Source organism: Dietzia alimentaria 72 (genome assembly GCF_000226215.1).
Taxonomy (GTDB): domain Bacteria; phylum Actinomycetota; class Actinomycetes; order Mycobacteriales; family Mycobacteriaceae; genus Dietzia; species Dietzia alimentaria.
In genome coordinates this window covers 113,814-137,592 of the sequence record NZ_AGFF01000023.1, presented here as the reverse complement: position 1 = coordinate 137,592, position 23,779 = coordinate 113,814, and the positions used below count along the sequence as shown (strand labels likewise).

The window sequence follows — 23,779 nt, the reverse complement described above, 5'->3', positions numbered from 1 at the left end:
GCCTAGTCAGCCCGGTTCCGTGCGGCACAATGGGCTGCATGTCCTATCTGCTCCGTGTGATCCTGCCCGACCGACCGGGCAGCCTGGGTCATCTCGCGGTCTCGCTGGGAACCGTCGGTGCGGATATCGTCAGCCTCGACGTGGTCGATCGTTTCGACGGCGTCGCCGTGGACGACATCGTGGTGGAGGTCCCCCACGGCACGTTCCCGGACACGCTCATCACGGCCGCCGAGCAGCTCGATGGGGTCGTCGTCGACTCATTGCGCCCGTTCGGCGGAATCCTCGATGCACATCGGGAACTCGAGCTGATCGACGCGGTCGCGGGCGCTGGTGCCAGGGGTGCCCAGATGCTTGCCGACGAACTCCCCGCCGCGCTGCGTGTGGGCTGGGCGCTGGTGGTGGAGGTGACCGGGGACGCGGGTTGTCGACTGGTCGCGCGTGGTGAGTCAGCGCCTATGTGGGAGAACGACGACGTGCCCGTCCTTCGCGACTTGGACCGGGTCATCGAACTGGACGACGACGACGACGTGCCAGCGGAGTGGACCGCCATGGACACCGCCCTCGCGGCGGCGCCATTGACCTCGGGCCACATCCTCGTCGTGGGCCGTCCGGGGGGCCCCTCGTTCCGGCCGTCCGAGATCGCCCGGCTGGGTTATCTCACGGGGATCCTGCGCTCTCTCCATGCCAGTTGATTCGCTCGACGCTTCCACGACCACACGGCGACGATCCCGGAAAGCAGCGCTGTTACCGGCAGGATCCACGCCAGACGTCTCGTGCGAACGATCTGCCGTAGCTGCTCGTTCGACAGGAACTGTTTCTCGGCACATGTGTAGAGGCAAGCGGCCCGGTTCGACATCGGGACAACCCACAGCCATATCAGAGCCACGAACGCTCCGCCGGAAGCCCCCACAATGGCGTAGACCGTCGTCGTGAGGACGCCCCGCAGTCCTGCCCTCCGCAGTCCGCGGAGGGAGACCCCGACCGCGAGCGCCAGACCGATGCCCCCTGCCAGGATCAGGGGCCAGGGGAACTGCACCATGGACGTCACCGGCGGCACCGGTCAGCTTCCGCCCGCGGCCGTGTCAGCATCCCCGTCTCCTGTCGGCCCGTTCTCCAGGAGCTCGACGAACCCGGCTTCGTCGAGGATCGTCAGTCCGAGCTCCTCAGCTTTGGTGGCTTTTGAACCCGGGTTATCACCCACCACCACGTAGTCGGTCTTCTTGGACACCGAACCGGAGGCTTTACCGCCGCGGGAGATGATCGCCTCCTTGATGCCATCGCGTGTGAAGCCCTCCAGGGAGCCTGTTGCGACGATCGTGAGGCCTTCCAGCGTGAGCGGCACAGACTCGTCGCGCTCGTCTGCCATAGAAACGCCGGAAGCCGTCCACCGGTCCACGATCTCGCGATGCCAGTCTTCGGCGAACCACTCAACAACCGACGCGGCGATGGTCCCACCGACGCCGTCTGTCTCGGCCAGGTCCTCCTCCGACGCCGACCGGATCGACTCCATCGACCCGAAGCGCGTCGCCAGCGCCCGCGCCGCAGTGGGCCCGACGTGACGGATCGACAGTGCGACCAGGACCCGCCACAGCGGGCGTTCCCTGGCCGCGGCGAGGTTAGTTAGCAGCTTGCGACCGTTCTCAGTGAGAACGGTGCGCTCGGGCTCGGCGCCGTCGGCGACCTGCTTGCGGGTGGCTTTGTCGACCCGGGTGTACAGGCTGGTCCGGAGCAGATCGGGTTCCGCGAGGTCGAACAGTCCCGCCTCGTTCTCCAGCACTCCACTGGAGAGCAGATCGCTGGCGCCCTCGTACCCCAACGCCTCGATGTCGAGGGCATTGCGTGAGGCTAGGTGGAACAACCGCTCCCTCAACTGCGCGGGACAGGATCTCTGATTGGGGCACCGCCAGTCCGCGTCGCCTTCCTTGGCCGGGGCCAGGACGGTATCGCACTCGGGACACCGCTCGGGAAAGACGAAGGCGCGCTCCGTCCCGTCACGCCGGTCGACAACCGGGCCCAGGACTTCCGGGATCACGTCACCGGCCTTGCGGATCACCACGGTGTCGCCGATCAGGACACCCTTGCGCACGACCTCGGTCTGGTTGTGCAGGGTCGCCAGAGAAACAGTGGACCCGGCCACCAGCACCGGCTCCATGTGCGCGAACGGCGTGACGCGGCCGGTGCGACCAACCGACACCCGGATGTCGAGCAGAGTGGTCATCACCTCTTCCGGAGGATATTTGTAGGCGATCGCCCATCGGGGGGCCCGGGAAGTCTGGCCGAGACGGCGCTGGATCCGTCGGTCGTCGATTTTCACCACGAGGCCGTCGATCTCGTGTTCGGGGTCGCTGCGGTGCTCTCCCCAGTACCGCATCCGCTCCACAACGTCCTCGACACCAGTCGCCGGAGCCGTATGCGGCGAGACCGGCAGACCCCATTCAGTGAGCGCGAGATAGACGTCGTGCAGGCTTTCGAAGGTGGCCCCCTCCACCGCCCCGAGTCCGTGGCAGTACATCCCCAGGCGGCGCTGCGCGGTGATCGCCGGATTTTTCTGGCGAAGAGAACCTGCCGCACTGTTGCGCGGGTTGGCGAACGGCGCTTTGCCGTCGGCGACCAGCCGCGCGTTCAGCTCCGCGAAGTCCTCGAGCCGGAAGAAGACCTCACCGCGCACCTCGAGCAGGCTGGGTACCGGACGATCCGGCGATGAAGTCAACGTGACGGGGATGTCCTCGATAGTCCGCGCGTTCAAGGTCACATCCTCACCCGTACGTCCGTCACCGCGGGTGGCGGCACTGATCAGTCGACCGTCGCGATACACGAGGTCCAGGGCCACGCCGTCGATCTTGACCTCACACAGGAACTGCAATTCGTCCTCTGGCACGTGAGCCTGCTCCACCGCCGAGGCGACCCAGTCTCGCAGCTCGTCTTCGGAGAAGACGTTGTCCAGACTCGTCATGCGCTCCAGGTGCTCGACCGGAGCGAAGTCGGTGGAGAAGCCGCCGCCCACCAACTGGGTTGGCGAGTCTGCGGTCCGCAGGCCCGGGTGCTTCTCCTCCAGCGCCTGCAGCTCAGCAAACAAGGCGTCGAATTCCGCGTCGGAGACGATCGGCGCGTCTCTGACGTAGTAGCGGAACTGGTGGTCTCGGACGGTCTCCGCCAGTTCGGTCCATGCCTGACGTACGTCCGGCGGTATATCTCCGGTGCCGACGGGTTCGGTGGTGTCATTGGCGTGGCTCACGTGGCCAGAGTAATAGCGAGTCGGTCTGGATTGTCGGACCACTGCCCTACCGTGATGCCCATGACAACTGACATCCAGAATCCCGTGACCATCAACCGCAACCGGCTGCTCGCGTTCGACCTCGAGACGACCGGCCCTGATCCACGCACCGCCCACGTCGTCACGTCGGCACTCATTGCCATCGACGGCCCGGAGAAACGAGAACGGACCTGGTTAGCTGATCCCGGCGTGGAGATCCCGGCGGGTGCCACAGCGGTGCACGGAATCACCACTGCTCGAGCTCGCGAGCACGGCCAGCCACACGCCGAGGTGGTGGCTGAGACGATCGCCGGTATCCGGCAGGGCTGGAGCGAGGGCCGGGCGCTGGTCGTGTTCAACGCCTGCTTCGATCTGACAATCCTGCGCAAATGGGACCCGTCGTTCGAGATTCTCGGCCCGGTGGTGGACCCCTTCGTGGTGGACCGAGCCACTGATCCGTACCGGAAGGGCAAACGCACCCTCGAGGCGCTCTGCGAGGTCCACGGGGTCGATCTGGGTAATGCTCACGAGGCCGAGGCGGATGCTCTGGCCGCGGCACGTCTGGCGTGGAAGATGCTCGGCACTGTCACGGAGATCGCCACTGCTGACTGGCGAGACGTCAACGCGCAGCAGGCATCGTGGCACGAGATCCGTCAGCGCGACTTCTCGGCGTACCTCGAGCGCACAGGCAAGGATGCCTCGAGCGTCAACACGATGTGGCCCATGGCCACGCTGTAGCACAGACCGGCTACTCGGCAATTCGAAGTGCGGTTTCCGCGACCAGCCGGGAACCTGCCAGTGCCCGCGCGGCGGCGGCCGCGCCACCTGTGACCTGCTCGACGGTCGGGCTCAGGGTGAGTCGACCCAGGCTCTCGTACCGCGGCGCTGCGAGCCTGTCGAGCAAACCGAGCAGGTCGTATGCCGCCTGCTCCGCCTCCGCGGTGGTATGAGGTACACGCGCGGTGTCTGCGGTGCCTTCCAAGTGAAGGAGCCGGCCGTCACCCAACACGGTCCCGGCGGCATCGAGCGCCTCATGGGATCGTGCCGCATACAGCATCTCGCCGGCCAGACAGAGCCCGTCGAGCGGGGTTTCACCGCGGGGAGGCTCGGAAAAAGAGGTGAATAGCGCTGGGGCATCGGGCCCGGAGGTGGTGGGGACCCGCAGCAGGACGTGGTCGACACCGGCTGCTCGCAGGGCGTCGCCGAAGCGACACAGCGCCAGCGCGAGCTGGTCGGCGGGGACGGCACGAACGGGATCGAAGTGACTGGGAGCGGGAACCGTGCCCGCCGCGACACGCCACAGCATCGGTTCATCCAGGATGACCCTGGTCCCGGCCCGCAGACGACCGGCAAGCTCGGTAGCCCGGGACGCGACGCCCTGCGCCAGCGATTCCGCGACATCGCGCCGAGCACCGCGGTCGGTGAGAGTGGGCAGCCCACCGGGCAGTTCGAACCCCGCGGACAGGGACCACGGTCCCATCACACGGACCTGGAGCAACCGCTGGGATGACGGCGGCTCGGCTTCCGGGTCACGGGCCTGCTCGTCTGCCTCCTCGAGTGCGTCACAGTCCCTGTCGAGTAGATCGACGGCGCGGCGCGCGAGCCGCCCGGGTGAATCCGCTAGTCGCCAGCCTCGCGGTGACACGTCCACCGGAAGATCAGCGAGCATCGCCAGTGTGCGTCCCTGCTGGTCGCCGCCGGGGCCCCGCTCTGGAAGTTCGGGGAGGAACGGTAGAGCGTGACATTCGCCCATGACGATTCGTGCGGCTTCCCTGGAATCGGTACCCGGCATCGGACCGGGTCCGGTATTGGCCGGAGCCACCGACTTCACGAATTCTCCGTGGCAGGACGGGCGACCGAGATGGTTCCGCTACCCAGGACGCGGTCTCCCCCTGTCTCGGGACGGTAGAGCACTGCGGCCTGGCCGGGCGCCACTCCGCGGACGGGCTCATCGAGCGTGATCTCGAGCCGGGCTTCGGACCCGTCACCAATGCGACGCACGTGGCCCGGGGTGGCCTCCCCGTGAGCGCGGATCTGCACCAGGCAGTCGGTCTCCCGGATGTCGTCATCCACGAGCCAGTACGGGGCGGTGGCGGTCATCGACGCGGCGAGCAGATGATCCGCGCCGCCTACGGTGACAGTTCCGGTGTGCGCGTCGATAGCGGTGACGTAGCGGGGTCGACCATCCGAGGCAGGACCCTCCAGTCCTAGCCCTTTGCGCTGCCCGACGGTGAAGCCGTGGACACCCTCGTGGCGACCGAGTTCGTCGCCCGTGTCGGCGTCGACCATCGCCCCCGGCCGCAGGCCGATCCGGGCACCCAGGAAGGCCTGGGTGTCACCAGAGGGGATGAAGCAGATGTCGTGACTGTCCGGCTTGGACGCCACGGGCAGGCCGGCCGCGTCCGCCTCGGCGCGGATCTCGGACTTGCGGGTGTCACCCAACGGAAACATCGAGTGCGCGAGTTGCCTGGATGTGAGTACACCCAGGACGTACGACTGGTCCTTGGCGTTGTCGACAGCCCTGCGAAGTACAGGTCGGGTCGTGCCGTCGGGCAGCTCCTCATGCGACAGTCGGGCATAGTGGCCGGTGGCCACAGCGTCAAATCCGAGTGCCATACCTCGCTCGAGCAGAGCTTCGAACTTGATGCGTTCGTTGCAGCGCAGGCACGGGTTAGGGGTCTCTCCCCTGGCGTAGGACTCGACGAAGTCATCTATCACGTCCGCGCGGAACCGTTCGGCGAAGTCCCAGACGTAGAACGGGATGCCCAGCAGGTCAGCGACCCGGCGAGCGTCGCCCGCGTCCTCACGCGAGCAACAGCCTCGAGAGCCGGTGCGAAGTGTGGCCGGGTCGGCGCTGAGCGCCAGGTGAACCCCCACCACGTCGTGGCCGGCGGCGACAGCACGGGCGGCTGCCACCGCGGAATCGACTCCCCCGCTCATCGCGGCGAGAACTCTCATGACGTGGTCACCTCGGTACGGGTCAGTCCGAGTCCGGCGACGCGGGCGCGGTCGGCTGCGGGACCGAGCGCGGCGATAGCGGCGTCAACGTCATCCTCGGAGGTGGTGTGCCCCAGGCTGAGCCTGAGACTGCTGCGGGCGGATGCTTCGTTGGCACCGGTTGCCAGGAGGACATGGCTGGGCTCGGCGACCCCGGCGGTGCAGGCGGATCCGGTGGAGCATTCGATACCGGCGGCGTCGAGGAGCAAAATCAGGGATTCACCGGAGCAACCCGGGAAGGTGAGGTTGGCGATCCCTGGCAGACGATCGCCACTGCCGTTGGTGATCACCCCCGGTACCGCGGCGCGAACACCCTCGACGAGCCGCTCCCGTAAAGCTGCGAGTCGGGTGGCCTCAACCTCCATCTCGCGCACCGATTCGTCGAGCGCGGCGGCCATCGCCACCACCCCGGGAACGTCGACGGAGCCCGAGCGCAGGTCGCGCTCTTGCCCACCACCGAAACCGACGGGCCGGCACTCCGCACCGCGGTCGAGCAGAAGTGCGCCCACGCCCAGCGGGCCCCCGAACTTGTGGGCTGACAGGCTGAGAGACGTCACGCCGAGGGATTCGAAGTTCACCGGAACGTGGCCGACGGCCTGGACGGCGTCGGTGTGCACTGCCGCCCCGACCGCTCGGGCAGGGGCCGCGACCGCGGCGACGTCGGTGATGGTGCCGATCTCGTTGTTACCCAGCATCGTCGCGACCAGGGCGAGTCGCTGACCGACCTGGGATGCGAGGTCCGCCACGGTTACGGGTCGAATGGCGCCACGGGCGTCGACTGGCAGGACCCGGACGTCGTAGTTCCCGCCCCGGTCGGTGGCGAGGTGCGCCGCGGCGTCGAGGACCGAGTGGTGCTCTGTGGCCCCCACGGCCACCACGTCACCGGTCGCGGCCGCGGCCTGCCCGAGTACCGCGAGGTTGTCGGACTCGGTGCCACCTGAGGTGAACACGACTTCCGAGGGCCTGCACCCCAGGTGGTGGGCGAGGGACTCACGAGCCTCCTCGACGCGGCGGCGGGCGCGACGGCCGGAACCGTGGAGGGAAGACGCGTTACCGACGGTCGCCGCAGCCTCGGCGTAGGCGGCTATGGCCACCGGACGCATCGGGGTGGTCGCGGCGTGGTCCAGGTAGTGCACGAAACGGGTGGTGGACATATCGCAGGCAACGATACGCCCGAACGCACCGGACCCCGGCACCGCAGGGGTGCCGGGGTCCGAAACCGGTGCGCTCAGCCGCGGTTTGACGTGGTCACATCGGTCTTACTTGCGGGCGTTGACGGCCTCGGTGAGCTGGGGAGCAACGTTGAACAGGTCGCCCACGATGCCGTAGTCCGCGATCTCGAAGATCGGGGCCTCTTCATCCTTGTTGACCGCGATGATGGTCTTGGACGTCTGCATGCCGGCGCGGTGCTGGATGGCGCCTGAGATGCCGAGCGCAATGTACAGCTGCGGCGAGACCGTCTTGCCGGTCTGGCCCACCTGGAACTGGCCCGGGTAGTAGCCCGAGTCGACGGCGGCACGCGAGGCGCCGACCGCACCCTTGAGGGAGTCGGCGAGCGGCTCGACGACCTTCTCGAAGTTCTCCGCCGAGCCGACGCCACGGCCACCGGAAACCACGACGGTGGCCTCGGTGAGCTCGGGGCGGTCGCCACCGACGATCGGGTTGCGCGAGACGATTTTGGCAGCGTTCTCGGGCTCGGGGACCTGCACCTCGACGACCTCTCCGGCGCCCGCGGTCGGAGCGGCCTCAACGGCCCCCGGACGCAGGGTGTACACCGGGGTGTCTCCCGAGACGGTCGCCTCTACCGTGAAGGCGCCACCGAAGATCGAGTGAACGGCCGAACCGTCGGATTTGATCTCCACGACATCGCACAGTGTTCCGGACCCGGTACGGGCAGCGAGACGGCCTGCGACTTCCTTGCCTTCGAAGGTAGCGGCAAGGATGACGGCGGCTGCACCCTGCTCGGCCAGACCGGCGAGGACGTCGACCTTCGGGGTAACAAGGTAGTTCTGGACCGCGTCGCCCTCGGCGACGTAGATTTTCTCAGCGCCGGCCTCCTTGAGGGCGTCGGTGAAGGCGGCCGCGGATCCGGTCTCACCGAATACGACGGCCGACGGCTCACCGAGCGCCCGCGCGGCGGTCAGCAGCTCGTGGGTGACCTTCTTGAGTTCGCCGTCGACGTGCTCGACCGCGACGAGGACTTCAGCCATGGTGAATTCTCCTTGAATAAGACTGGGGGGAGTCGGTCGGGTGAGCTCGGATCAGATGAGCTTCTGCGAGACGAGGTACTTGGCGACGTCGTTGCCGCCCTCTCCCTCGTCAGTGACCTTTTCGCCAGCGGAACGAGGCGGCTTCGGGCTGGACGAGGTGACCGTGGAAGCGGCATTATCCTTGCCCACCTGGCCGGCCTCGACGTTGGTGTCAGCGAGGGTCAGAACCTCGACCGGCTTCTTCTTGGCGGCCATGATGCCCTTGAAAGACGGGAACCGCGGCTCGTTGATCTTCTCGCCGACCGACACGACACACGGGATCGTGGCCTCGATCTCGAAGAGTCCTTCGTCGGTCTCACGCTCGCCCTTGATGACGCCGTCGGCGACCTCGATTGTGCGCATGTGGGTGACCTGCGGCAGACCGAGGTACTCCGCGAGGATGGCCGGCACGGCACCCATACGACCGTCGGTGGCCTCGTTACCGCAGATGACCAGCTCGGTGCCCTCGATGGTGCCCAGTACGTTGGCCAGCGCCCACGAAGTCTGGATGACGTCGGAGCCGTGAAGCGCCTCGTCGTTGAGGTGGACAGCCTTGTCGGCGCCCATCGACAGTGCCTTGCGGATCGCGTCGGTGGCGCGGTCCGGACCGGCGCAGAGGACGGTCACCTCGCCGCCATTGGCCTCCTTGATCTGAAGGGCCTGCTCGACAGCCTTCTCGTTGATCTCGTCCAGCACCGCGTCCGCGGCCTCGCGGTCCAGGGTGAAGTCCCCGTCGGAGAGCTTGCGCTCCGAGTAGGTATCGGGAACCTGCTTGATCAGTACGACGATGTTCGTCATGGGCCTGCGTCGACCTCCTGCGAGTCGGGGCTGGGTGCGGTCCCAAGATGTGCGGGCGCACCAGGTTGTGGTCCTGCCACACACAATAACGCCACCCGGGCCTGATGTGCAGGGCCGGGGCCGTCAGTTGATGCGCTTGTCCCACCCGGACCACGCCGCGTCGCGCAGTTCGTTCTTCCGCACCTTGCCGGTTGAGGTCCGCGGTAGCGCTTCGGTCAGCTCCACTGCACCGGGGACCTTGTAGCGGGCGATCTTGGTGCGGCAGTGCTCGATAACACCTGTCTCATCGAGGTCCGATCCGGGCCTGACCACCACGTACGCCTTGGGTCGCTCGCCCCACTTCTCATCCGGCATGGACACCACTGCGCAATCGACAACGTCCGGGTGGGACGCGATCGCCTGCTCCACCTCGATCGTCGAGATGTTCTCGCCACCGGAGACCACCACGTCCTTGGCACGGTCGAGGAGCTGGATGTACCCGTCCGGGTGCATCACCCCGAGGTCGCCGGAGTGGAACCATCCGCCTGCGAACGCGACCTTCGTGGCCTCCGCGTCCTCGAAGTAGCCCTTCATGACGCCGTTGCCGGTCATGACGACCTCTCCCATGGTCACTCCGTCAGCGGGGACGTCCACGAGGTGCTTCTCCCCCGGCGACGTGCGCTCGACCACACGGACCGTGTCGGCGTGGATCATGGCGACACCCTGGCGGGACTTGAGTGCGGCGCGCTCGTCCGGGTCCAGTTCGTGCCACCGCGGCTGCGGCGTGCACACCGTGAAGGGTCCGTACGTTTCGGTCAGTCCGTACACCTGCGTGACCTCGATACCCAGGTCCTCGAACCGACGCAGAATCGTCGGTGACGGCGGGGCCCCTGCCGTGACCATGCTGATGCCCTTCACGGGTCGGGCGGCGGGGTCATCGGCGATGGTGGACAACACCGCGGGGGCGCCGGCGAGGCGGTTGACTCCCTCGGCGTCGAAAAGCCGCCAGATCTCGTCACCGCGGACGGCACGGAGACACACGTGGGTCCCCCGCGCGCCCGTCATGGCCCAGGTGGTGCACCACCCGTTGCAGTGGAACATCGGCAGCGTCCACAGGTAGTTGGAGTCGGCGTCGAGGTTCTGGGTGATGATCTCCCCGAGGGCGTTGAGATAGGCGCCGCGGTGGGTGTACATGACGCCCTTGGGCCGACCGGTGGTGCCCGAGGTGTAGTTGACGGCGATCACGGAATCCTCGTCGTCGACCGCCCACGAGACCTGCCGCGGCGACGCCAGAGCTAATCCGTCCTCGAACGCTTCCGCGACGGGGCCGAAGCTGCTCGCGTCGGGCTGCGTCCCGTCCGCGTCGGGCGCTACCAGGATGAGTCGCAACTCGGCCGGAAGCTCGTCACCCAGGCCGGCCAGTAGCTCGGCGTCGGCGATGAGGACCTCGATCCCGGCGTGCTTCACGATGTAAGCGACTTCGGCTGGCGCCAGCCGTGTGTTGAGCGCCACCACAGCCGCCCCGGCGAGGGGAATGCCGAACTGGGCCAGCAGTGCCTCGGCCGAGTTGGGAGCAAGTACGCCTACGCGGTCGCCACGCGATACCCCGCGCATCTTAAGCAGTGCCGCCAGCCTGGTGGCCCGCTCGGCGAACTCGGCATAGGTCTGCCGGCGGGGCCCGTCGACCACCGCGGTCGCGTCGGGTGAGACGCGCGCGGCCTTCTCGAGGAACCCCAGAGGTGAGAGCGCGGTGTCGAGGCCGGAGTTGGCTGTCATCGTGGGAGATCCGCCTATCGGTCGGGTTCGCGGGTGATGTTCGTCACGATAATCGTCCCGTCACTGCCGCGTGCCCCACAACCCCCCGACGTACCCCTGTCCGGCGGTCGGGTGTCTGCGGCCGGCCGGAGCGCCGGTCCGGTCCGGTCCGTAGCGCGGTCTACGCTCATGCGAGACGAATCTGAAGTCGGGGGGCACTGTGGCACGGGCATCTATACCGCGTACGGCGCGCGCGCTGGCCGTCGCGGCGCTGGCCGTCGGGGTGGCTGCGGGGTGCGCCTCGAACACCGAAAGCGGTGACGCCCGCCTGGGGCAGGCGGCCAGCTGGTCGTCGGTCACCGGCGGTCCGCCGAACTCGAGCCGCGCTCACGCGTCGGTGTCCGACTCCCCGGAGCTGCTCTGGTCGCGCGCTCTCGGTGCGCCGACGATCGGAGTGGCCTCGTCGGACGGGATCGGGACATTTTTTCAGGCCACGGTGTCCGAGCGCGGGTGCAACCTCTGGGCGCTGACGGCCGATGACGGTCGTAAACGGTGGTGTCTGCGCATGCCAACGGACGGACCTCGCATCACCGCCACCGTGGACGGGCGCGGGTCGCTGTTTGTCCCCCTGTACGACGGGGTTGGCGCCGTGGCGGCGGAGGGGGAGAACCGCTGGCATTCGGAGACACGTGGGGTGCCCACCACTGTGACGTTGCTCGACAACCGGCATCTGTTGCTGGTCTCCCACAAAGGTGACGCACGGGTGATCAACACGCAGACCGGACTGAAGGTGACACCTGAACTGCGGATCGCCGGGGACTTCCCGACGGGCGACACCACGTACGGGTTGCCGTGGTGTGCGACCGGCGAGCGCGGATGCCCGGCCCCCGGTCCGGCGGCCGTGGACACCGACGGCGCCCTCGCCTACCTCACCTCGTGGACGCCGGGCGCCGACGAGCCCGAACTGGTGGCCGTGAACTTCGTTTCCGACGAGACGGCGAGCCTTGAGGTCCTGTGGCGCGCGCCGTTGCCCGGGGGGCGGCTGGGTGCGCCGGTGGTCCTGTCGAACGACCGCGCCGAGGTGTATGTGCATTCGAGCGACGGTGCGCTCACGGCATTTTCGACCGCCGACGGTGCACTCTTGTGGTCGGCGCCGATCGGTTACCGCCCCGATGCCGCACCGGCGCTGCTCCCCGACGGCACCCTCGTAACCGGTGGTCGTACGACAACCGTATGGAGAGGACCCGACGACGACCACGACGACGACGCCGGCCCCGCCCCCGTGGTAGCCGTACGCTCCGAGGACGGATCAGGCCGGGAACTCTGGCGCCGGGATGATCTGCAGCAGCTCACCAACCCCGCGGCTACCGACGACGGGCGGGTGCTCGTGGCCGTGCGTAGTACCGGAGGAGGTGAGGGCCGACCGGGGATCGCGGTACACGTGCTCAACGGCTCCGACGGCAGCACCCTGCACCGGATCGAGGTGCCTGCCGCGACGGGCCCAGTCTCGGGCCTGAGCGTAGATTCGGACGGCCGGATCGCACTCACCACGTCGGCGGGTGCGCTCTACGTGTTCGAGTAACGCGCCGTGCGGGGTCCGCAGACAAAAACGACGGCCGACCGGTCGATGCGGGTGACCACCAATGCCAGAGGTACCGATCCCTTCAGCGCCAGGGAGCGACGGAGGACGTCCGGGTCCACGTCGACACCGCGGACCAGGATCTCCAGCGAGCCGCACTCCCGCGCGCGCAGGACGCGACGGAGTTCTTTGCGGTCGAGCCGGCACCGCTCGAGCACCTCGAAGCCGGAGTAACCGGCGGGGATCTGTGCGCCCGTCAGGTGCGCGATCCTCGGGTCGAGCTGACGGAGCCCGTGGCGACGGGCCCAGTGACGGACCAGGCCCGCCCGGACCACCGCGCCGTCGGGGTCCACGATGAACTGCTCGGGCTCGGGGTGGGCGTCCACGTCGTCGTCGAGCTGATCCGTTACCTCCTCCACGTAGACCGCGAGGCCGTCGGTGACGAACCGCGGCTCGGCCCACGGGCCGGGGGCGCCTTCAGTCGCGGTACGCACGACGGTGGCCCTACGCCGGATACCGCCCGACAGTCCCTGTGACCAGAGGCAGGCCTCGCGCACCGACCCATCGAGTGAGACCAGTTCCACCTCTCCGGTGTGGGCGAGGGTGGAGGTGTCCAGGCCCGGGGCGCACTTGATCACGTGATCTCGGCCGCCGGCCACCTCCAGGAGATCGGGCAGCGGTGGACTGAGCTGCGAGGGATCGTGGATGCGTCTGCCCCCAGCCCGGCGGGCGGGGTCAGCCACGAGGACCGTGTCGCGACTGGGGGGCGCGAGCGCGTCCGCCACGCACACCACCGCGCCGGCGACGTTGTGCGCGGCCATGCGGGCGCGCAACGGGTCGAGGTCGGAGCCGATTACCCGGTCGGCGGTACGAACGAGCTCGTTGATCTCGGCGCCGACGGAGCAGGTCACATCGTGGACGTTTCTGCCCGCCAGCCGACGCGCTCGTAGCGCCGCCACCGGCCACGCCGTGGCCTGCTGCACGGCCTCGTCGGTGAGCAGCATGTCCTCGGCACCCCGGATCCGACCGCGGGCGCGGGCGCGGGCTGTCACCACGTCGATCACAGCGGCCGCGTGGACAGGGTCGGCGTCACGGACCGCCGCGGTCGAGGCCACCACCCGGGCACGCGAGAAATCCAGGTCGCCGGCCAGTGCGAGCAGGTCCGCGCCGGCGTCGGTGCACAGGTAGTCCAGGTCCTCTGGTGTCATCGTGGCAAGGCTAGTTCCCGCCGGGGGCGATCACCCGCGGGGTGTTCAGCACCTCGTCCACATCGGCGGCCACCGCGAGGTCGGCGAGCACGTTCAGGGTGGGTCGCAGCATGCCCAACCGGCCCAGAGTCCCGGCCTGGGCGGCGTCATCGGCACGAATCCACTCGGTCGCGCGGGCCTCGGTGGTCCCGCCATCGGGGTCGGCCCCCTCGGGTAGCCGTGCCACGAAAAATAGGGTGTCATAGCGCCGTGGTGGCCCGACGGGGGTGGTCCAACGGTCCCAGGGACGCAGCAGGTCCGCCGAAAGAATCAGACCGTGCGCGGCGAGCAATGTGTCGAGATCGCCCTCCCCCGCGTCGAGGGTCAGGCGTTCGTCAGGGCCTGGCAGGTCTGCGCGCGTCGCGCCGGGAGCGGAGTCCGGCCCGCTGCGCATCCCTGCCTCGGGTTCGGCTAGAAGCACGCCGGTCTCTTCGAACAACTCGCGCGCCACGCCCCGGACCGCGGCGGCGGCGCGGTCCGGGTCCACAGAGAAACTCTCGGCCCACCACCCCGGCTCCGGCCCCCGCCACGGGCGCGATCCGAGATAGTCGCGGGGCTCCACGCCGCCGCCGGGGAACACCGACATCCCGGCGGCGAACTGCATCGTGGATACGCGGTGCTGGAGAAACACCTCGACACCCCCGCCCACGGCCGCGTCTCGGATCAGCGCGACCGTCGCGGCCTCACGCAACGGCACGGAACGAGGATCGGGAGCGCGGGCGGTCATGCCCGTCGGTGGCGACCCAGGCGTCGCGCACGCCGTGCGAAGTAGCGCCCGTCGATCGAGTCCACCGCGATTGCCTGGGAAAACGCGCTGCTGAGGTGCTCCGAGGTGATCACGTCATCGATCAGGCCCATAGCCGTGACCCCTCCCTCCGCGAGCAGCATCGCGTGGGTGAACCCCGGGGGGATCTCCTCCACGTGGTGGGTCACCAGGACGGTGGCCGGGGCATCGGGGTCCATGGCCATATCGCCGAGGCGCGCCACCAGGTCCTCTCGCCCGCCCAGATCCAGGCCCGCACCGGGCTCGTCCAGTAGGAGCAGCTCCGGGTCGGTCATCATGGCGCGGGCGATCAAGACGCGCTTGCGCTCGCCCTCGGACAGAGTGCCCCAGGTCCGCTCGGCCAGGTGCTCGGCACCGATCGATTCGAGGATATCCGCGGCGCGGTCAAAGTCCTGCTGGTCATACTTTTCGCGCCACCGACCGAGCACCGAGTACCCGGCCGAGACCACCAGGTCCTGCGCCACCTCGTCTCCAGGGATGCGACCGGCCACGGCCACCGAGGACAGGCCCACGCGACTGCGCAGCTCGGTGACATCGGTCCGGCCGAGCTGCTCGCCCAGGATCACGGCGGTGCCCGTGCTCGGATACTCGAGCGCTGAGGCGATCCGCAGCAGCGACGTCTTGCCCGCGCCATTGGGTCCCAGTACCACCCACCTCTCGTCCAACTCCACCTGCCAGGTGAGGGGTCCGACGAGGACGCGGCCGTCGCGCCGGAGCGAGACGTCACGGAGGTCGAGGACGAGGTCGGGGTCGCTGTCGATCAGGGTGCTCACGTCGCCCATCTAACCCCGTATCGGGGATCTGGGCCGCGAGGAACACGGCCCCGGCGGGTGAACCGGAGGTGACACCCCTGCCTGAACCCCCCGGCTTCGCTAGCGTCATGGGTGCGACACCGCCCACCGCGGTCGATCCGCAGCCGAGAGGAGCACCGACGTGAACGACCGTCTGGCCATCGATGAGGTCCGCCCCCTGGTCTCCTGCGGGAGGTTTCCCTCCAAGTCCGTCGTGGGCGAGATCCTCCCCGTCTCGGCGACCGTATGGAGGGAGGGGCACGACGCACTGTCGGCGAGCCTGGTGGTCCGCAGACCCGGTGGTGGCTCGTCGCGCATCACCATGACGGCGGGCGCCGAGCCCGACACCGTTCATGCGCTGCTGCCGACCAACGTGGCCGGGATGTGGTCGTTCCGGGTGGAGGCGTGGTCCGATCCGTTCGCCACCTGGCGCAGTGGGATCGTCGCGAAGATGGACGCCGGTCAGGATGCCGACGTGCTGGGCAACGAATTCGAGGTCGGAGCGAGGGTGATCGACCGCGCGATCGCGCGCGCCACCACGGCCGGTAACTCCGGACGCGCCGTTCTGCTGACCGGGGCCGCCGCGGATCTCCGGGGTTCGGGCGACGCCGTCACCCGAACCACTGCGGCACTGTCGGGTGCGGTGGCCGACGCCATGGCCGCCGACCCGGTCCGCGATCTGGTCACACTGGGGCCGACGCACCGCGTCTGGGTGGACCGCCGCGAGGCACAGTTCAGCTCCTGGTACGAATTCTTCCCCCGTTCCACCGGCGGACGGGACGACCTCGGTCAGCCCGTCCACGGAACCTTCCGGACGTCCAAGGCGTATGTCGACCACGCCGCGGACATGGGCTTCGACGTGGTCTACCTCCCGCCGATCCACCCCATCGGCCGGATCAACCGCAAGGGCCGCAACAATTCGCTCACCCCGGAGCCGGACGACGTCGGCTCGCCGTGGGCCATCGGCTCAGACGAGGGCGGCCACGACGCCGTGCATCCCGCACTGGGAACCGTCGAGGACTTCCGAGACCTGGTGGATTACGCGGGGAGGCAGGGCGTGGAGATCGCATTGGATCTGGCACTGCAGTGCGCCCCGGACCACCCGTGGGCGGCCGAGCATCCGGAGTGGTTCACGATGCTCCCCGACGGTCACATCGCCTACGCCGAGAACCCGCCCAAGAAATACCAGGACATCTACCCGGTCAACTTCGATCTCGACCCCGAGGGCATCTACGCGGAGGTGCTGCGGGTGGTGCGCGTGTGGACCGCTCTCGGCGTGCGGATCTTCCGCGTGGACAATCCGCACACCAAGCCGGGCGATTTCTGGCATCGGCTCATCACCGAGGTCAAGCAGACCGAGCCGGACGTGTTGTTCCTGGCCGAAGCGTTCACCCGCCCGGCAAGGATGTTCGGCCTGGCCAAGCGTGGCTTCTCGCAGTCGTACACCTACTTCACCTGGAAGACGACCAAGGCCGAGCTGGTTGAGTTCTGCGAGCAGCTGCTCAACCACGTGGACGAAGCACGGCCCAACATGTTCACCAACACCCCCGACATCCTCCACGAGTCTCTGCAGCGCGGCGGGCCCGCGATGTTCGCCATCCGGTCCGCGCTCGCGGCCACGATGTCGCCGGCCTGGGGCGTGTACTCCGGCTTTGAGCTCTACGAGTGGCAACCCGTCGCGGACGGCAGTGAGGAGTACCTCGATTCAGAGAAGTACGAGCTCCGGCCCCGCGACTTCGCGGCGGCGGAGGCTGCCGGGCAGTCACTCGCCCCATGGCTGCGCACCCTCAACCGGATCCGCCGCGAGCACCCCGCGCTACAGCAGTTGCGCACCCTGCGTTTCCACCAGGTGGACAACGACCAGATCATCGCCTATTCCAAGCTGGACCCGGCCACCGGTGACTGCGTGCTGACCGTCGTCTCGCTCGATCCCTACGGGGCCCAGGAAGGCACCCTGACCCTGGACATGGCGTCTCTCGGTTACCGCGACGACGCCCGGTTCAGCGTTCGGGATGAGGTCACCGGAGGCGAATTCCACTGGGGCGTGAGCAACTACGTCCGGCTTGAGCCCTGGAGCGCGGTGGCCCACATCGTGTCGATCCCGCCCTGTGACGAAGCACGTAGGGTCGAATTGTCCTATCGCAAGCACATCGTTGACTGAAGACGAGGTACGCACCGTGTCAGAGCATCCCGTGAAGAGCGCTGACGGGCGGCAGTCGAACACCTCGTCGTCGTCGATCCCATCCCCCACGCCACTTCCACTCGGGGTCCTCGACCGGCTCCGGTCGGGCACCCACCACGATCCCCATTCGGTTTACGGCGTGCACCCGGATGCAGGCGGCTTCGTGGTGCGCACCATGCAGCCCGGTGCGATCGGTGTGGAGGTGGTTCTGGCCGCCGGTACCGTACCCATGGAGCCGATCGGTGAAGGGATGTTCCAGGCCGCCCTCCCGCACAGCGATCCGGCCGGTACCGATCTACCGGACCTGCGCTACCGCGTCACGTATTCCGACGGTCACACCCGGACTGTCGCCGATGGCTACCGTTTCCTGCCCACGCTCGGCGAGGTCGATCTGCACCTGATCGGCGAGGGCCGCCACGAGCGGCTCTGGACCGTCCTCGGCGCCCATGTACGCACGTACGACACCCCCGGCGGCCCGGTCACCGGTACCTCGTTCGCGGTGTGGGCTCCCAACGCCCGCGGCGTCAGCGTGATCGGCGACTTCTGCGCGTGGAACCCTGTGGCGCTACCCATGCGCACGATCGGCTCGTCCGGCGTGTGGGAACTGTTCGTCCCCGGAGTGGAGGACGGCGCCGTCTACAAGTACTGTATCCGCGGCGCCGACGGCCGCACCGTCGACCACGCCGACCCCATGGCCGCGGCCACCGAGGTGCCCCCGGCTACCGGCTCGCGGGTGTTCACCGCCCGATACGAGTGGGACGACGACGACTGGGTCTCCGCCCGCGCTGCCCGCGACCACTCGCGGTCCCCCATGACGGTCCTCGAAGTGCACGTCGGCTCCTGGCGGCCCGGACTCGGTTACCGGGAGTTCGCGCACCAACTGGCCGAGCACGTCCTGGAGTCCGGGTTCACCCACGTGGAGTTGATGCCCGTCGCCGAGCACCCCTTCGGCGGGTCCTGGGGATATCAGGTCTCCTCGTATTTCGCGCCCACCAGTCGATTCGGTTCGCCCGACGATATGCGCTATCTGGTCGACCACCTCCACTCGCACGGGATCGGCGTCCTGGTGGACTGGGTGCCCGCGCACTTCCCCAAGGACGAATGGTCCCTCGGCCGGTTCGACGGCACCCCCCTCTACGAGCACGCCGATCCGCGCCGCGGTGAACAGCTCGACTGGGGCACCTACGTATTCGACTTCGGCCGCAACGAGGTACGCAACTTCCTGGTGGCCAACGCCCTGTACTGGGCCGAGGAATTCCACGTCGATGGTCTACGCGTGGACGCCGTGGCCTCCATGCTCTACCTCGACTACTCACGCGAGGACGGCCAGTGGGAGCCCAACGTGCACGGCGGACGGGAGAACCTTGAGGCCATCTCGCTTCTGCAGGAGGTCAACGCCACCGTTCAGGCACGCCACCCGGGCTTCCTCACGATGGCGGAGGAGTCCACCTCCTGGGGCGGCGTCACCGCACCCACCTCGACGGGCGGCCTCGGATTCTCGATGAAGTGGAACATGGGCTGGATGAACGACACCCTCCGTTACATCGGGCTCGACCCCGTGCACCGCGGGCACCATCACGGAGAGATCACCTTCTCACTGATGTACGCGTGGAGCGAACGGTTCATCTTGCCGCTCAGCCACGACGAGGTGGTGCACGGCAAGGGGTCGATGTGGGAGCGGATGCCCGGCACGTCCTGGGACCGCGCTGCCGGAATACGGGGCCTCTACGCCTACATGTGGGCCCACCCGGGAAAGAAACTGCTGTTCCAGGGACTGGAATTCGGCCAGACCACCGAGTGGGACGCCGACCGGGGCGTCGCCTGGTCCGACCTCGAGGGCTGGGAAGGCGAATACCACCAGGGCATCCTGGCATGCGTCTCCGACCTCAACGCTCGCTACGCGGAGAACCCGGGCCTGTGGACGCTGGACGACGATCCGTCCGGCTTCTCGTGGATCGACGCGAATGACTCGGCGCGGGGCGCCCTGTCCTTCCTACGCACCGACCACGCCGGCAACACTGTCGCGTGCGTGGCCAACTTCTCCGGCATCGCACTGGAGCACTACCGCATCGGCCTGCCCGAGGCCGGATACTGGGAGGAAATCCTCAACACGGACGCCTCCGCCTACGAAGGATCGGGGGCGGGAAACCTCGGCGGTGTGCACACGCGGGAGGTCCCCCACCACGGACGCCCGCACTCGGCGGACATCACCGTGGGGCCGCGTGCGACCGTCTGGTTTCGTCACACGCGCTCTGGCCCCAGCGGCCGCTAGTACAGGGCGTTGGCCAGGTTCCGGCGGGCCGCGAGAACGCGCGGATCATCCCCCGGGAGCACCTCGAGCAGCTCCAGCAGGCGTGTTCGAAGTGCTGCCCGATCGTCCCCGGAACTGATCCGGATCGCGTCCACGAGGACTGAGAACGCGGTCTCATACTCGCCGGCCACCAGAACCCGGTCGGCTCCACGCAGTGCGGCCGCGACGGTGCCCTCGCCGGCATCGGAGTCATCGGAGACCCGACGACCCGCCTGGACGTAGCGTAGGGCCTCCAGCAGGGAGTGATCCTCCGGTCTGGACTCGACGAGCGCCGTGAAGAGTTCCTCCGCAGTCGGCAGGTCGCCCTCCGACAGGGCCTCTTCGGCCGCATCACGCTCGGGGTCCGTGACCTCCTCCGGTTCCGTCACCTCCCCCTGCGGCGCGGGGCCGCTGAGCTTGCCCTCGGTAGCCTGCAGGACTGCGGTCAGCCACTGCTGCAGGGCCTCCTCCGGCTGTTCGCCCTCGAAATCCGCGAGCGGGCGACCACCCGCCACCGCGATCACCGTCGGCACGGCCCGTGCCTGGAACGCCTGCGCGATGTTCGGCGAGGCGTCCACGTCCACAACCGCATGGACCCACTGCCCTGCCGCCAACTCCGCCATGGCCGTGAGCAGGCCCGTCATCTGGGTGGGCGCACGTCGGGACATGAGCTCGACGATCACCGGCACCTGAGTCGAGCGGACGAGGACCTCCTGCTCGAAAGAGGCCTCGTCCACCTCGACGTGAGTCGCGACGGCGCCGGGCTCACCCGCCGCGCCGGCTGATCCCGGGGTGCGACCGGGCGCGGTCGCGTCCCTGCGGGTCTCGGCCCGCTGCTTCAATCCCGAGAGGTCGACGGCGCCGGCGAGCGACGCCGCGAGCTGCTGCTCGGAGGCGGACGGGGGTCGGTTACCTGGTCTCGTCACGACCTCGATCCTGCCATGACGAGACCGCGAGGGTGTCAGCCGGCCGCGGGCACCCGGATGATCAGGGCGTCACCCTGGCCTCCACCACCGCACAGCGAAGCCGCACCGAGTCCGCCACCACGGCGGGCGAGCTCGAGAGCCAGGGTCAGCACGACGCGGTTACCTGACACACCGATCGGGTGCCCCACAGCGATGGCGCCACCGTTGACGTTCACCTTCGCCGGATCAACTCCGAGAGCCTTCGTCGCGTGCAGGCCCACGGAGGCGAAGGCCTCGTTGATCTCGAACAGGTCGATCTCGTCCACCGAGACGTCCGCGCGACGGCAAGCGTCGAGCACAGCGTCGGCCGGCTGGTGCTGCAGGGTCGAGTCCGGGCCGGCCACGGTGCCGTAACCGACGATCTCCGCCAGCACCGGCCACCCCTCGGCCTCGGCGCGCGCAGCGCTCGTCACGATGACGGCCGAGGCGCCGTCGGAGATCTGCGACGACGACCCGGCGGTGATCGTGCCGTCCTTGGCGAAGGCCGGGCGCAGCTTGGACATCGACTCGGGCGTCGAGTCGGCGCGCACCCCCTCGTCAGAGTCCACAACCGTGTCGCCCTTACGGCCCTTGACCGTCACGGGGATCACTTCGTCGGCGAACTTGCCCTCGCTCCACGCGGTGGCGGCACGCTGATGCGACGTAGCGGCGAATTCGTCCTGTGCCTCGCGGGTGATTCCGAGTTCCGCGTTACGGGTCTCGGTGAGGGCCCCCATCGGCTGGTCGGTCGGCACGTCGTGCAGACCGTCGTACGCCATATGGTCAAGCACTTCGATGGAGCCGTACTTGTAGCCGCTGCGACTCTTAGGCAGTAGGTGCGGGGCCTGAGACATTGACTCCTGGCCACCTGCCACCACGACATCGGAGTAACCCGACCGGATCGCCTGGTCCGCGAGGGCGATGGCGGTGAGACCGGACAGGCACATCTTGTTGATGCTCAGCGCATCGATCTTTTTGGGCAGGCCGGCAGCGATCGAGGCCTGACGCGCGGGCATCTGTCCCGTCCCGGCAGAGAGCACCTGTCCCATGATCACCTGGTCGACGGCCTCCGCGGGAACGCCGCCGCGCTCGAGGGCACCGCGGATAGCGATACCACCCAATTCGGCCGCGGACAGCGAGGACAGGCCCCCCTGGAGGCGCCCGAACGGGGTGCGGGCGCCGGCGACGATGACGGTGCGGGTGGGGTCGGCGGTCATGAGACACCTTCCATTGGAGGGGAATAGTTGTGCTCGCCAAACTACCGTCTCGACCCACCGACTAGCGTGAGAGGCATGACCAGTACCCCAGTCGACCAGCCCCTGCTGCCCTCCGACCTCGTCGTGGCGATCGACCACGTAGGAGTGGCTGTGCCCGATTTCGACGCCGCGGTGGCGTGGTACCGCGAAAACCTCGGTATGGAGAACCTCCACGAGGAGGTCAACGAGGAGCAGGGCGTCCGTGAGGCCATGCTCGGCTCCCCTGGCCGTCCCGAGGGCAGCGCTCTGCTGCAGGTGCTTGCGCCCCTCGACGAGTCGTCGACCATCGCGAAATACCTGGATCGCAGCGGGCCTGGCATCCAGCAGATGGCCGTCCGAGTCAGCGATATCGAAGCTATCTCCGCTCACCTGACTGGACGCGGTGTGCGCCTGCTCTACCCCACCCCCAAGTCGGGGACGGCGGGGTCACGAATCAATTTCATCCATCCCAAAGACGCGGGCGGGGTCCTGCTCGAACTGGTTGAGCCCGCCGCGGACTCGCACTAGGCCAGCACTCACGGCGGGCGCGGGCCTCCACCCCGACGCTAGGGTGGGGGCATGTCGAGCATGCACACGCCCGTGACCAGCGCCGATCTCTTCGCGGTAGTGCGTCGGGGCTTCGACCGCGAGCAGGTCACCGAAATGGTGGCCAGGCTCGAAGCCGAATCCGAGCTGCTCCGTGCGGACCGCGAAGCCGCCGTAGAGCGCGCTGAGCGTGCCTCTGAGGAGGCCGCGCAGGAGCGGGCCAGGGTGGCCGTGCTCGAATCTCGCGTCGCCGAACTGGGTAGAGCCCCGGTCACCAGTGGCCAGATGTCGGATCGTCTGTCGACCATGCTCTCGCTGGCGACCGCGGAAGCAGAATCGATCAGAGACGCCGCGCTCGTCACCGCGGACAGGATCCGGGCCGAGGCGGACGAGGAGGCGTGGCGGACCCGCGAGGCCGCGACCTCGGCCCTCGCTGATGCGCGGGCACGGGCCGACGCAATCCGCAGGGAGCACTCGGCGGTGATCGCGGCGGCCCGCTCCCGTGCCGACGAGATTGCTCTCGCCGCCCGCCGCGAGTCAGAGCTACTCGATTACGAGGCCGCCCAAAAGAGGGCACAGATCGACGAGGACCACCGCCTGGCAACCAATCTCCGCAGGGCCGAGTCTCTGCGCGAGATCGAGTCCCGCAATTCTGCTGCGCTGAAAGCAGCTGAGACGATCCGCGCCGAGGCAGAGGCGGACGCCAGCCTCCGCGAGCATGAATCTCGCGCGGAAGCCGAGCGGATGATCGCAACAGCGAGGTCGTATACCGCCGAACTCCTCATGATGAGAGAGCGCGTGCTCGGCGAACTGGCGTCGATCCGTGCACGGCTCGAGCCGATCCCCGGCCGGGTCGCAAATGATGACCAGATGCCTCCGCAGCCGGACCTCAGCTCCAGCGGCGAGTGATCCCCCTGCGGGCGCGCGCGGACCAGCAGCCGTCGTGCCAATGCCGGCGCTCGCTGTCGCCCCCCGGGCGATCCGGCCACGCCGCCACGTGAGCGGTTCCGGACTTCACAACGTGGTCGCACCCCGGGCAGCGGTAGTCCTTCGACGCCCGCGAACCCGGAATTCTCCGCACGTGGTAACGGTCGGGGTCACCCGCGGGCCCGGACTCGAACCCGCGGCCCCCGAGCCCGTCCCGTCGGGG

The 23,779-nt window shown here is 68.4% G+C and carries 20 protein-coding genes; 7 read left to right on the top strand and 13 right to left on the bottom strand.

Translation table 11 applies throughout. The features are described 5' to 3' along the window. Positions 1-38: 38 nt before the first annotated feature. On the top strand, positions 39-692 hold the full coding sequence (locus tag ON04_RS10045) for an ACT domain-containing protein (protein ID WP_010541485.1): 654 nt from the start codon (positions 39-41) through the stop codon (positions 690-692). On the opposite strand, the gene ON04_RS10040 is transcribed toward ON04_RS10045, so the two are convergent. Both ON04_RS10040 and ligA read right to left on the bottom strand, forming a co-directional pair. Further along, complete coding sequence (locus tag ON04_RS10040; protein WP_158217835.1) at positions 653-1,039, bottom strand: hypothetical protein; 387 nt, start codon at positions 1,037-1,039, stop codon at positions 653-655. The genes ON04_RS10045 and ON04_RS10040 overlap by 40 nt on opposite strands. A gap of 21 nt (positions 1,040-1,060) precedes the next feature. Then, positions 1,061-3,235: an NAD-dependent DNA ligase LigA gene (gene ligA / locus ON04_RS10035; RefSeq protein ID WP_010541484.1), complete on the bottom strand. Its 2,175-nt coding sequence runs from the start codon at positions 3,233-3,235 to the stop codon at positions 1,061-1,063. Between the two features lie 60 nt (positions 3,236-3,295). Here ligA and ON04_RS10030 point away from each other — a divergent pair, with 60 nt between their 5' ends. Further along, entirely contained in the window at positions 3,296-3,991 is a 696-nt protein-coding gene (locus tag ON04_RS10030; protein WP_029458184.1) for an exonuclease domain-containing protein, read from the top strand. A gap of 10 nt (positions 3,992-4,001) precedes the next feature. On the opposite strand, the gene ON04_RS10025 is transcribed toward ON04_RS10030, so the two are convergent. The 6 genes from ON04_RS10025 to ON04_RS10000 form a co-directional block, all read right to left on the bottom strand. Beyond that, complete coding sequence (locus ON04_RS10025) at positions 4,002-5,084, bottom strand: uroporphyrinogen decarboxylase/cobalamine-independent methonine synthase family protein (protein WP_010541482.1); 1,083 nt, start codon at positions 5,082-5,084, stop codon at positions 4,002-4,004. Then, positions 5,081-6,211, bottom strand: a complete 1,131-nt coding sequence (mnmA, locus tag ON04_RS10020; RefSeq protein ID WP_010541481.1) for a tRNA 2-thiouridine(34) synthase MnmA — start codon at positions 6,209-6,211, stop codon at positions 5,081-5,083. The genes ON04_RS10025 and mnmA overlap by 4 nt, the downstream gene beginning before the upstream one ends. Further along, entirely contained in the window at positions 6,208-7,404 is a 1,197-nt protein-coding gene (locus ON04_RS10015; protein WP_010541480.1) for a cysteine desulfurase family protein, read from the bottom strand. The genes mnmA and ON04_RS10015 overlap by 4 nt, the downstream gene beginning before the upstream one ends. A 105-nt stretch (positions 7,405-7,509) precedes the next feature. Then, positions 7,510-8,460, bottom strand: a complete 951-nt coding sequence (locus ON04_RS10010; protein ID WP_010541479.1) for an electron transfer flavoprotein subunit alpha/FixB family protein — start codon at positions 8,458-8,460, stop codon at positions 7,510-7,512. A gap of 51 nt (positions 8,461-8,511) precedes the next feature. Continuing rightward, on the bottom strand, positions 8,512-9,297 hold the full coding sequence (locus ON04_RS10005) for an electron transfer flavoprotein subunit beta/FixA family protein (RefSeq protein WP_010541478.1): 786 nt from the start codon (positions 9,295-9,297) through the stop codon (positions 8,512-8,514). 123 nt (positions 9,298-9,420) lie between these two features. Then, a complete protein-coding gene (locus tag ON04_RS10000; protein WP_010541477.1) occupies positions 9,421-11,052 on the bottom strand; it encodes an AMP-binding protein in 1,632 nt (543 codons plus the stop codon). Positions 11,053-11,251: 199 nt separating this feature from the next. Here ON04_RS10000 and ON04_RS09995 point away from each other — a divergent pair, with 199 nt between their 5' ends. Next, positions 11,252-12,613 carry an outer membrane protein assembly factor BamB family protein gene (locus ON04_RS09995; RefSeq protein ID WP_010541476.1) on the top strand — a complete coding sequence of 454 codons (1,362 nt, stop codon included), beginning with the start codon at positions 11,252-11,254 and terminating at the stop codon, positions 12,611-12,613. Here the strand turns inward: ON04_RS09995 and ON04_RS09990 are convergent. The 3 genes from ON04_RS09990 to ON04_RS09980 are packed head-to-tail and all read right to left on the bottom strand — an operon-like array spanning position 12,598 to position 15,423. Next, on the bottom strand, positions 12,598-13,818 hold the full coding sequence (locus tag ON04_RS09990) for a THUMP-like domain-containing protein (protein WP_010541475.1): 1,221 nt from the start codon (positions 13,816-13,818) through the stop codon (positions 12,598-12,600). The two genes, ON04_RS09995 and ON04_RS09990, sit on opposite strands and share 16 nt — an antisense overlap. A 10-nt stretch (positions 13,819-13,828) precedes the next feature. Continuing rightward, a complete protein-coding gene (locus ON04_RS09985) occupies positions 13,829-14,584 on the bottom strand; it encodes an NUDIX hydrolase (protein ID WP_010541474.1) in 756 nt (251 codons plus the stop codon). Beyond that, positions 14,581-15,423, bottom strand: coding sequence for an ABC transporter ATP-binding protein (locus tag ON04_RS09980; protein WP_010541473.1), 843 nt, complete (start codon positions 15,421-15,423; stop codon positions 14,581-14,583). Before ON04_RS09980 ends, ON04_RS09985 begins: the two co-directional genes overlap by 4 nt. 151 nt (positions 15,424-15,574) lie before the next feature. On the opposite strand from ON04_RS09980, the gene ON04_RS09975 reads away from it, so the two are divergent. Continuing rightward, complete coding sequence (locus tag ON04_RS09975) at positions 15,575-17,593, top strand: maltotransferase domain-containing protein (RefSeq protein ID WP_010541472.1); 2,019 nt, start codon at positions 15,575-15,577, stop codon at positions 17,591-17,593. Positions 17,594-17,669: 76 nt separating this feature from the next. After that, on the top strand, positions 17,670-19,886 hold the full coding sequence (gene glgB, locus ON04_RS09970; RefSeq protein WP_033444246.1) for a 1,4-alpha-glucan branching protein GlgB: 2,217 nt from the start codon (positions 17,670-17,672) through the stop codon (positions 19,884-19,886). Here the strand turns inward: glgB and ON04_RS09965 are convergent. After that, entirely contained in the window at positions 19,883-20,830 is a 948-nt protein-coding gene (locus tag ON04_RS09965) for a tetratricopeptide repeat protein (protein ID WP_010541470.1), read from the bottom strand. The genes glgB and ON04_RS09965 overlap by 4 nt on opposite strands. Before the next feature lie 35 nt (positions 20,831-20,865). Beyond that, entirely contained in the window at positions 20,866-22,065 is a 1,200-nt protein-coding gene (locus ON04_RS09960) for an acetyl-CoA C-acetyltransferase (RefSeq protein ID WP_010541469.1), read from the bottom strand. Positions 22,066-22,140: 75 nt separating this feature from the next. On the opposite strand from ON04_RS09960, the gene mce reads away from it, so the two are divergent. Together mce and ON04_RS09950 are read left to right on the top strand one after the other, a co-directional pair. Next, entirely contained in the window at positions 22,141-22,611 is a 471-nt protein-coding gene (mce, locus tag ON04_RS09955) for a methylmalonyl-CoA epimerase (protein WP_010541468.1), read from the top strand. A gap of 51 nt (positions 22,612-22,662) precedes the next feature. After that, positions 22,663-23,538, top strand: a complete 876-nt coding sequence (locus ON04_RS09950) for a coiled-coil domain-containing protein (protein WP_238529296.1) — start codon at positions 22,663-22,665, stop codon at positions 23,536-23,538. Positions 23,539-23,779: the final 241 nt, after the last annotated feature.

Coding starts and splice junctions, on each gene's coding strand:
- ON04_RS10045 (WP_010541485.1), top strand. CDS start 39: ATGTCCTATCTGCTCCGTGTGATCCTGCCCGACCGACCGGGCAGCCTG.
- ON04_RS10040 (WP_158217835.1), bottom strand. CDS start 1,039: ATGGTGCAGTTCCCCTGGCCCCTGATCCTGGCAGGGGGCATCGGTCTG.
- ON04_RS10030 (WP_029458184.1), top strand. CDS start 3,296: ATGACAACTGACATCCAGAATCCCGTGACCATCAACCGCAACCGGCTG.
- mnmA (WP_010541481.1), bottom strand. CDS start 6,211: ATGAGAGTTCTCGCCGCGATGAGCGGGGGAGTCGATTCCGCGGTGGCA.
- ON04_RS10015 (WP_010541480.1), bottom strand. CDS start 7,404: ATGTCCACCACCCGTTTCGTGCACTACCTGGACCACGCCGCGACCACC.
- ON04_RS10010 (WP_010541479.1), bottom strand. CDS start 8,460: ATGGCTGAAGTCCTCGTCGCGGTCGAGCACGTCGACGGCGAACTCAAG.
- ON04_RS10005 (WP_010541478.1), bottom strand. CDS start 9,297: ATGACGAACATCGTCGTACTGATCAAGCAGGTTCCCGATACCTACTCG.
- ON04_RS10000 (WP_010541477.1), bottom strand. CDS start 11,052: ATGACAGCCAACTCCGGCCTCGACACCGCGCTCTCACCTCTGGGGTTC.
- ON04_RS09990 (WP_010541475.1), bottom strand. CDS start 13,818: ATGACACCAGAGGACCTGGACTACCTGTGCACCGACGCCGGCGCGGAC.
- ON04_RS09985 (WP_010541474.1), bottom strand. CDS start 14,584: ATGACCGCCCGCGCTCCCGATCCTCGTTCCGTGCCGTTGCGTGAGGCC.
- ON04_RS09980 (WP_010541473.1), bottom strand. CDS start 15,423: ATGGGCGACGTGAGCACCCTGATCGACAGCGACCCCGACCTCGTCCTC.
- ON04_RS09960 (WP_010541469.1), bottom strand. CDS start 22,065: ATGACCGCCGACCCCACCCGCACCGTCATCGTCGCCGGCGCCCGCACC.
- mce (WP_010541468.1), top strand. CDS start 22,141: ATGACCAGTACCCCAGTCGACCAGCCCCTGCTGCCCTCCGACCTCGTC.
- ON04_RS09950 (WP_238529296.1), top strand. CDS start 22,663: ATGTCGAGCATGCACACGCCCGTGACCAGCGCCGATCTCTTCGCGGTA.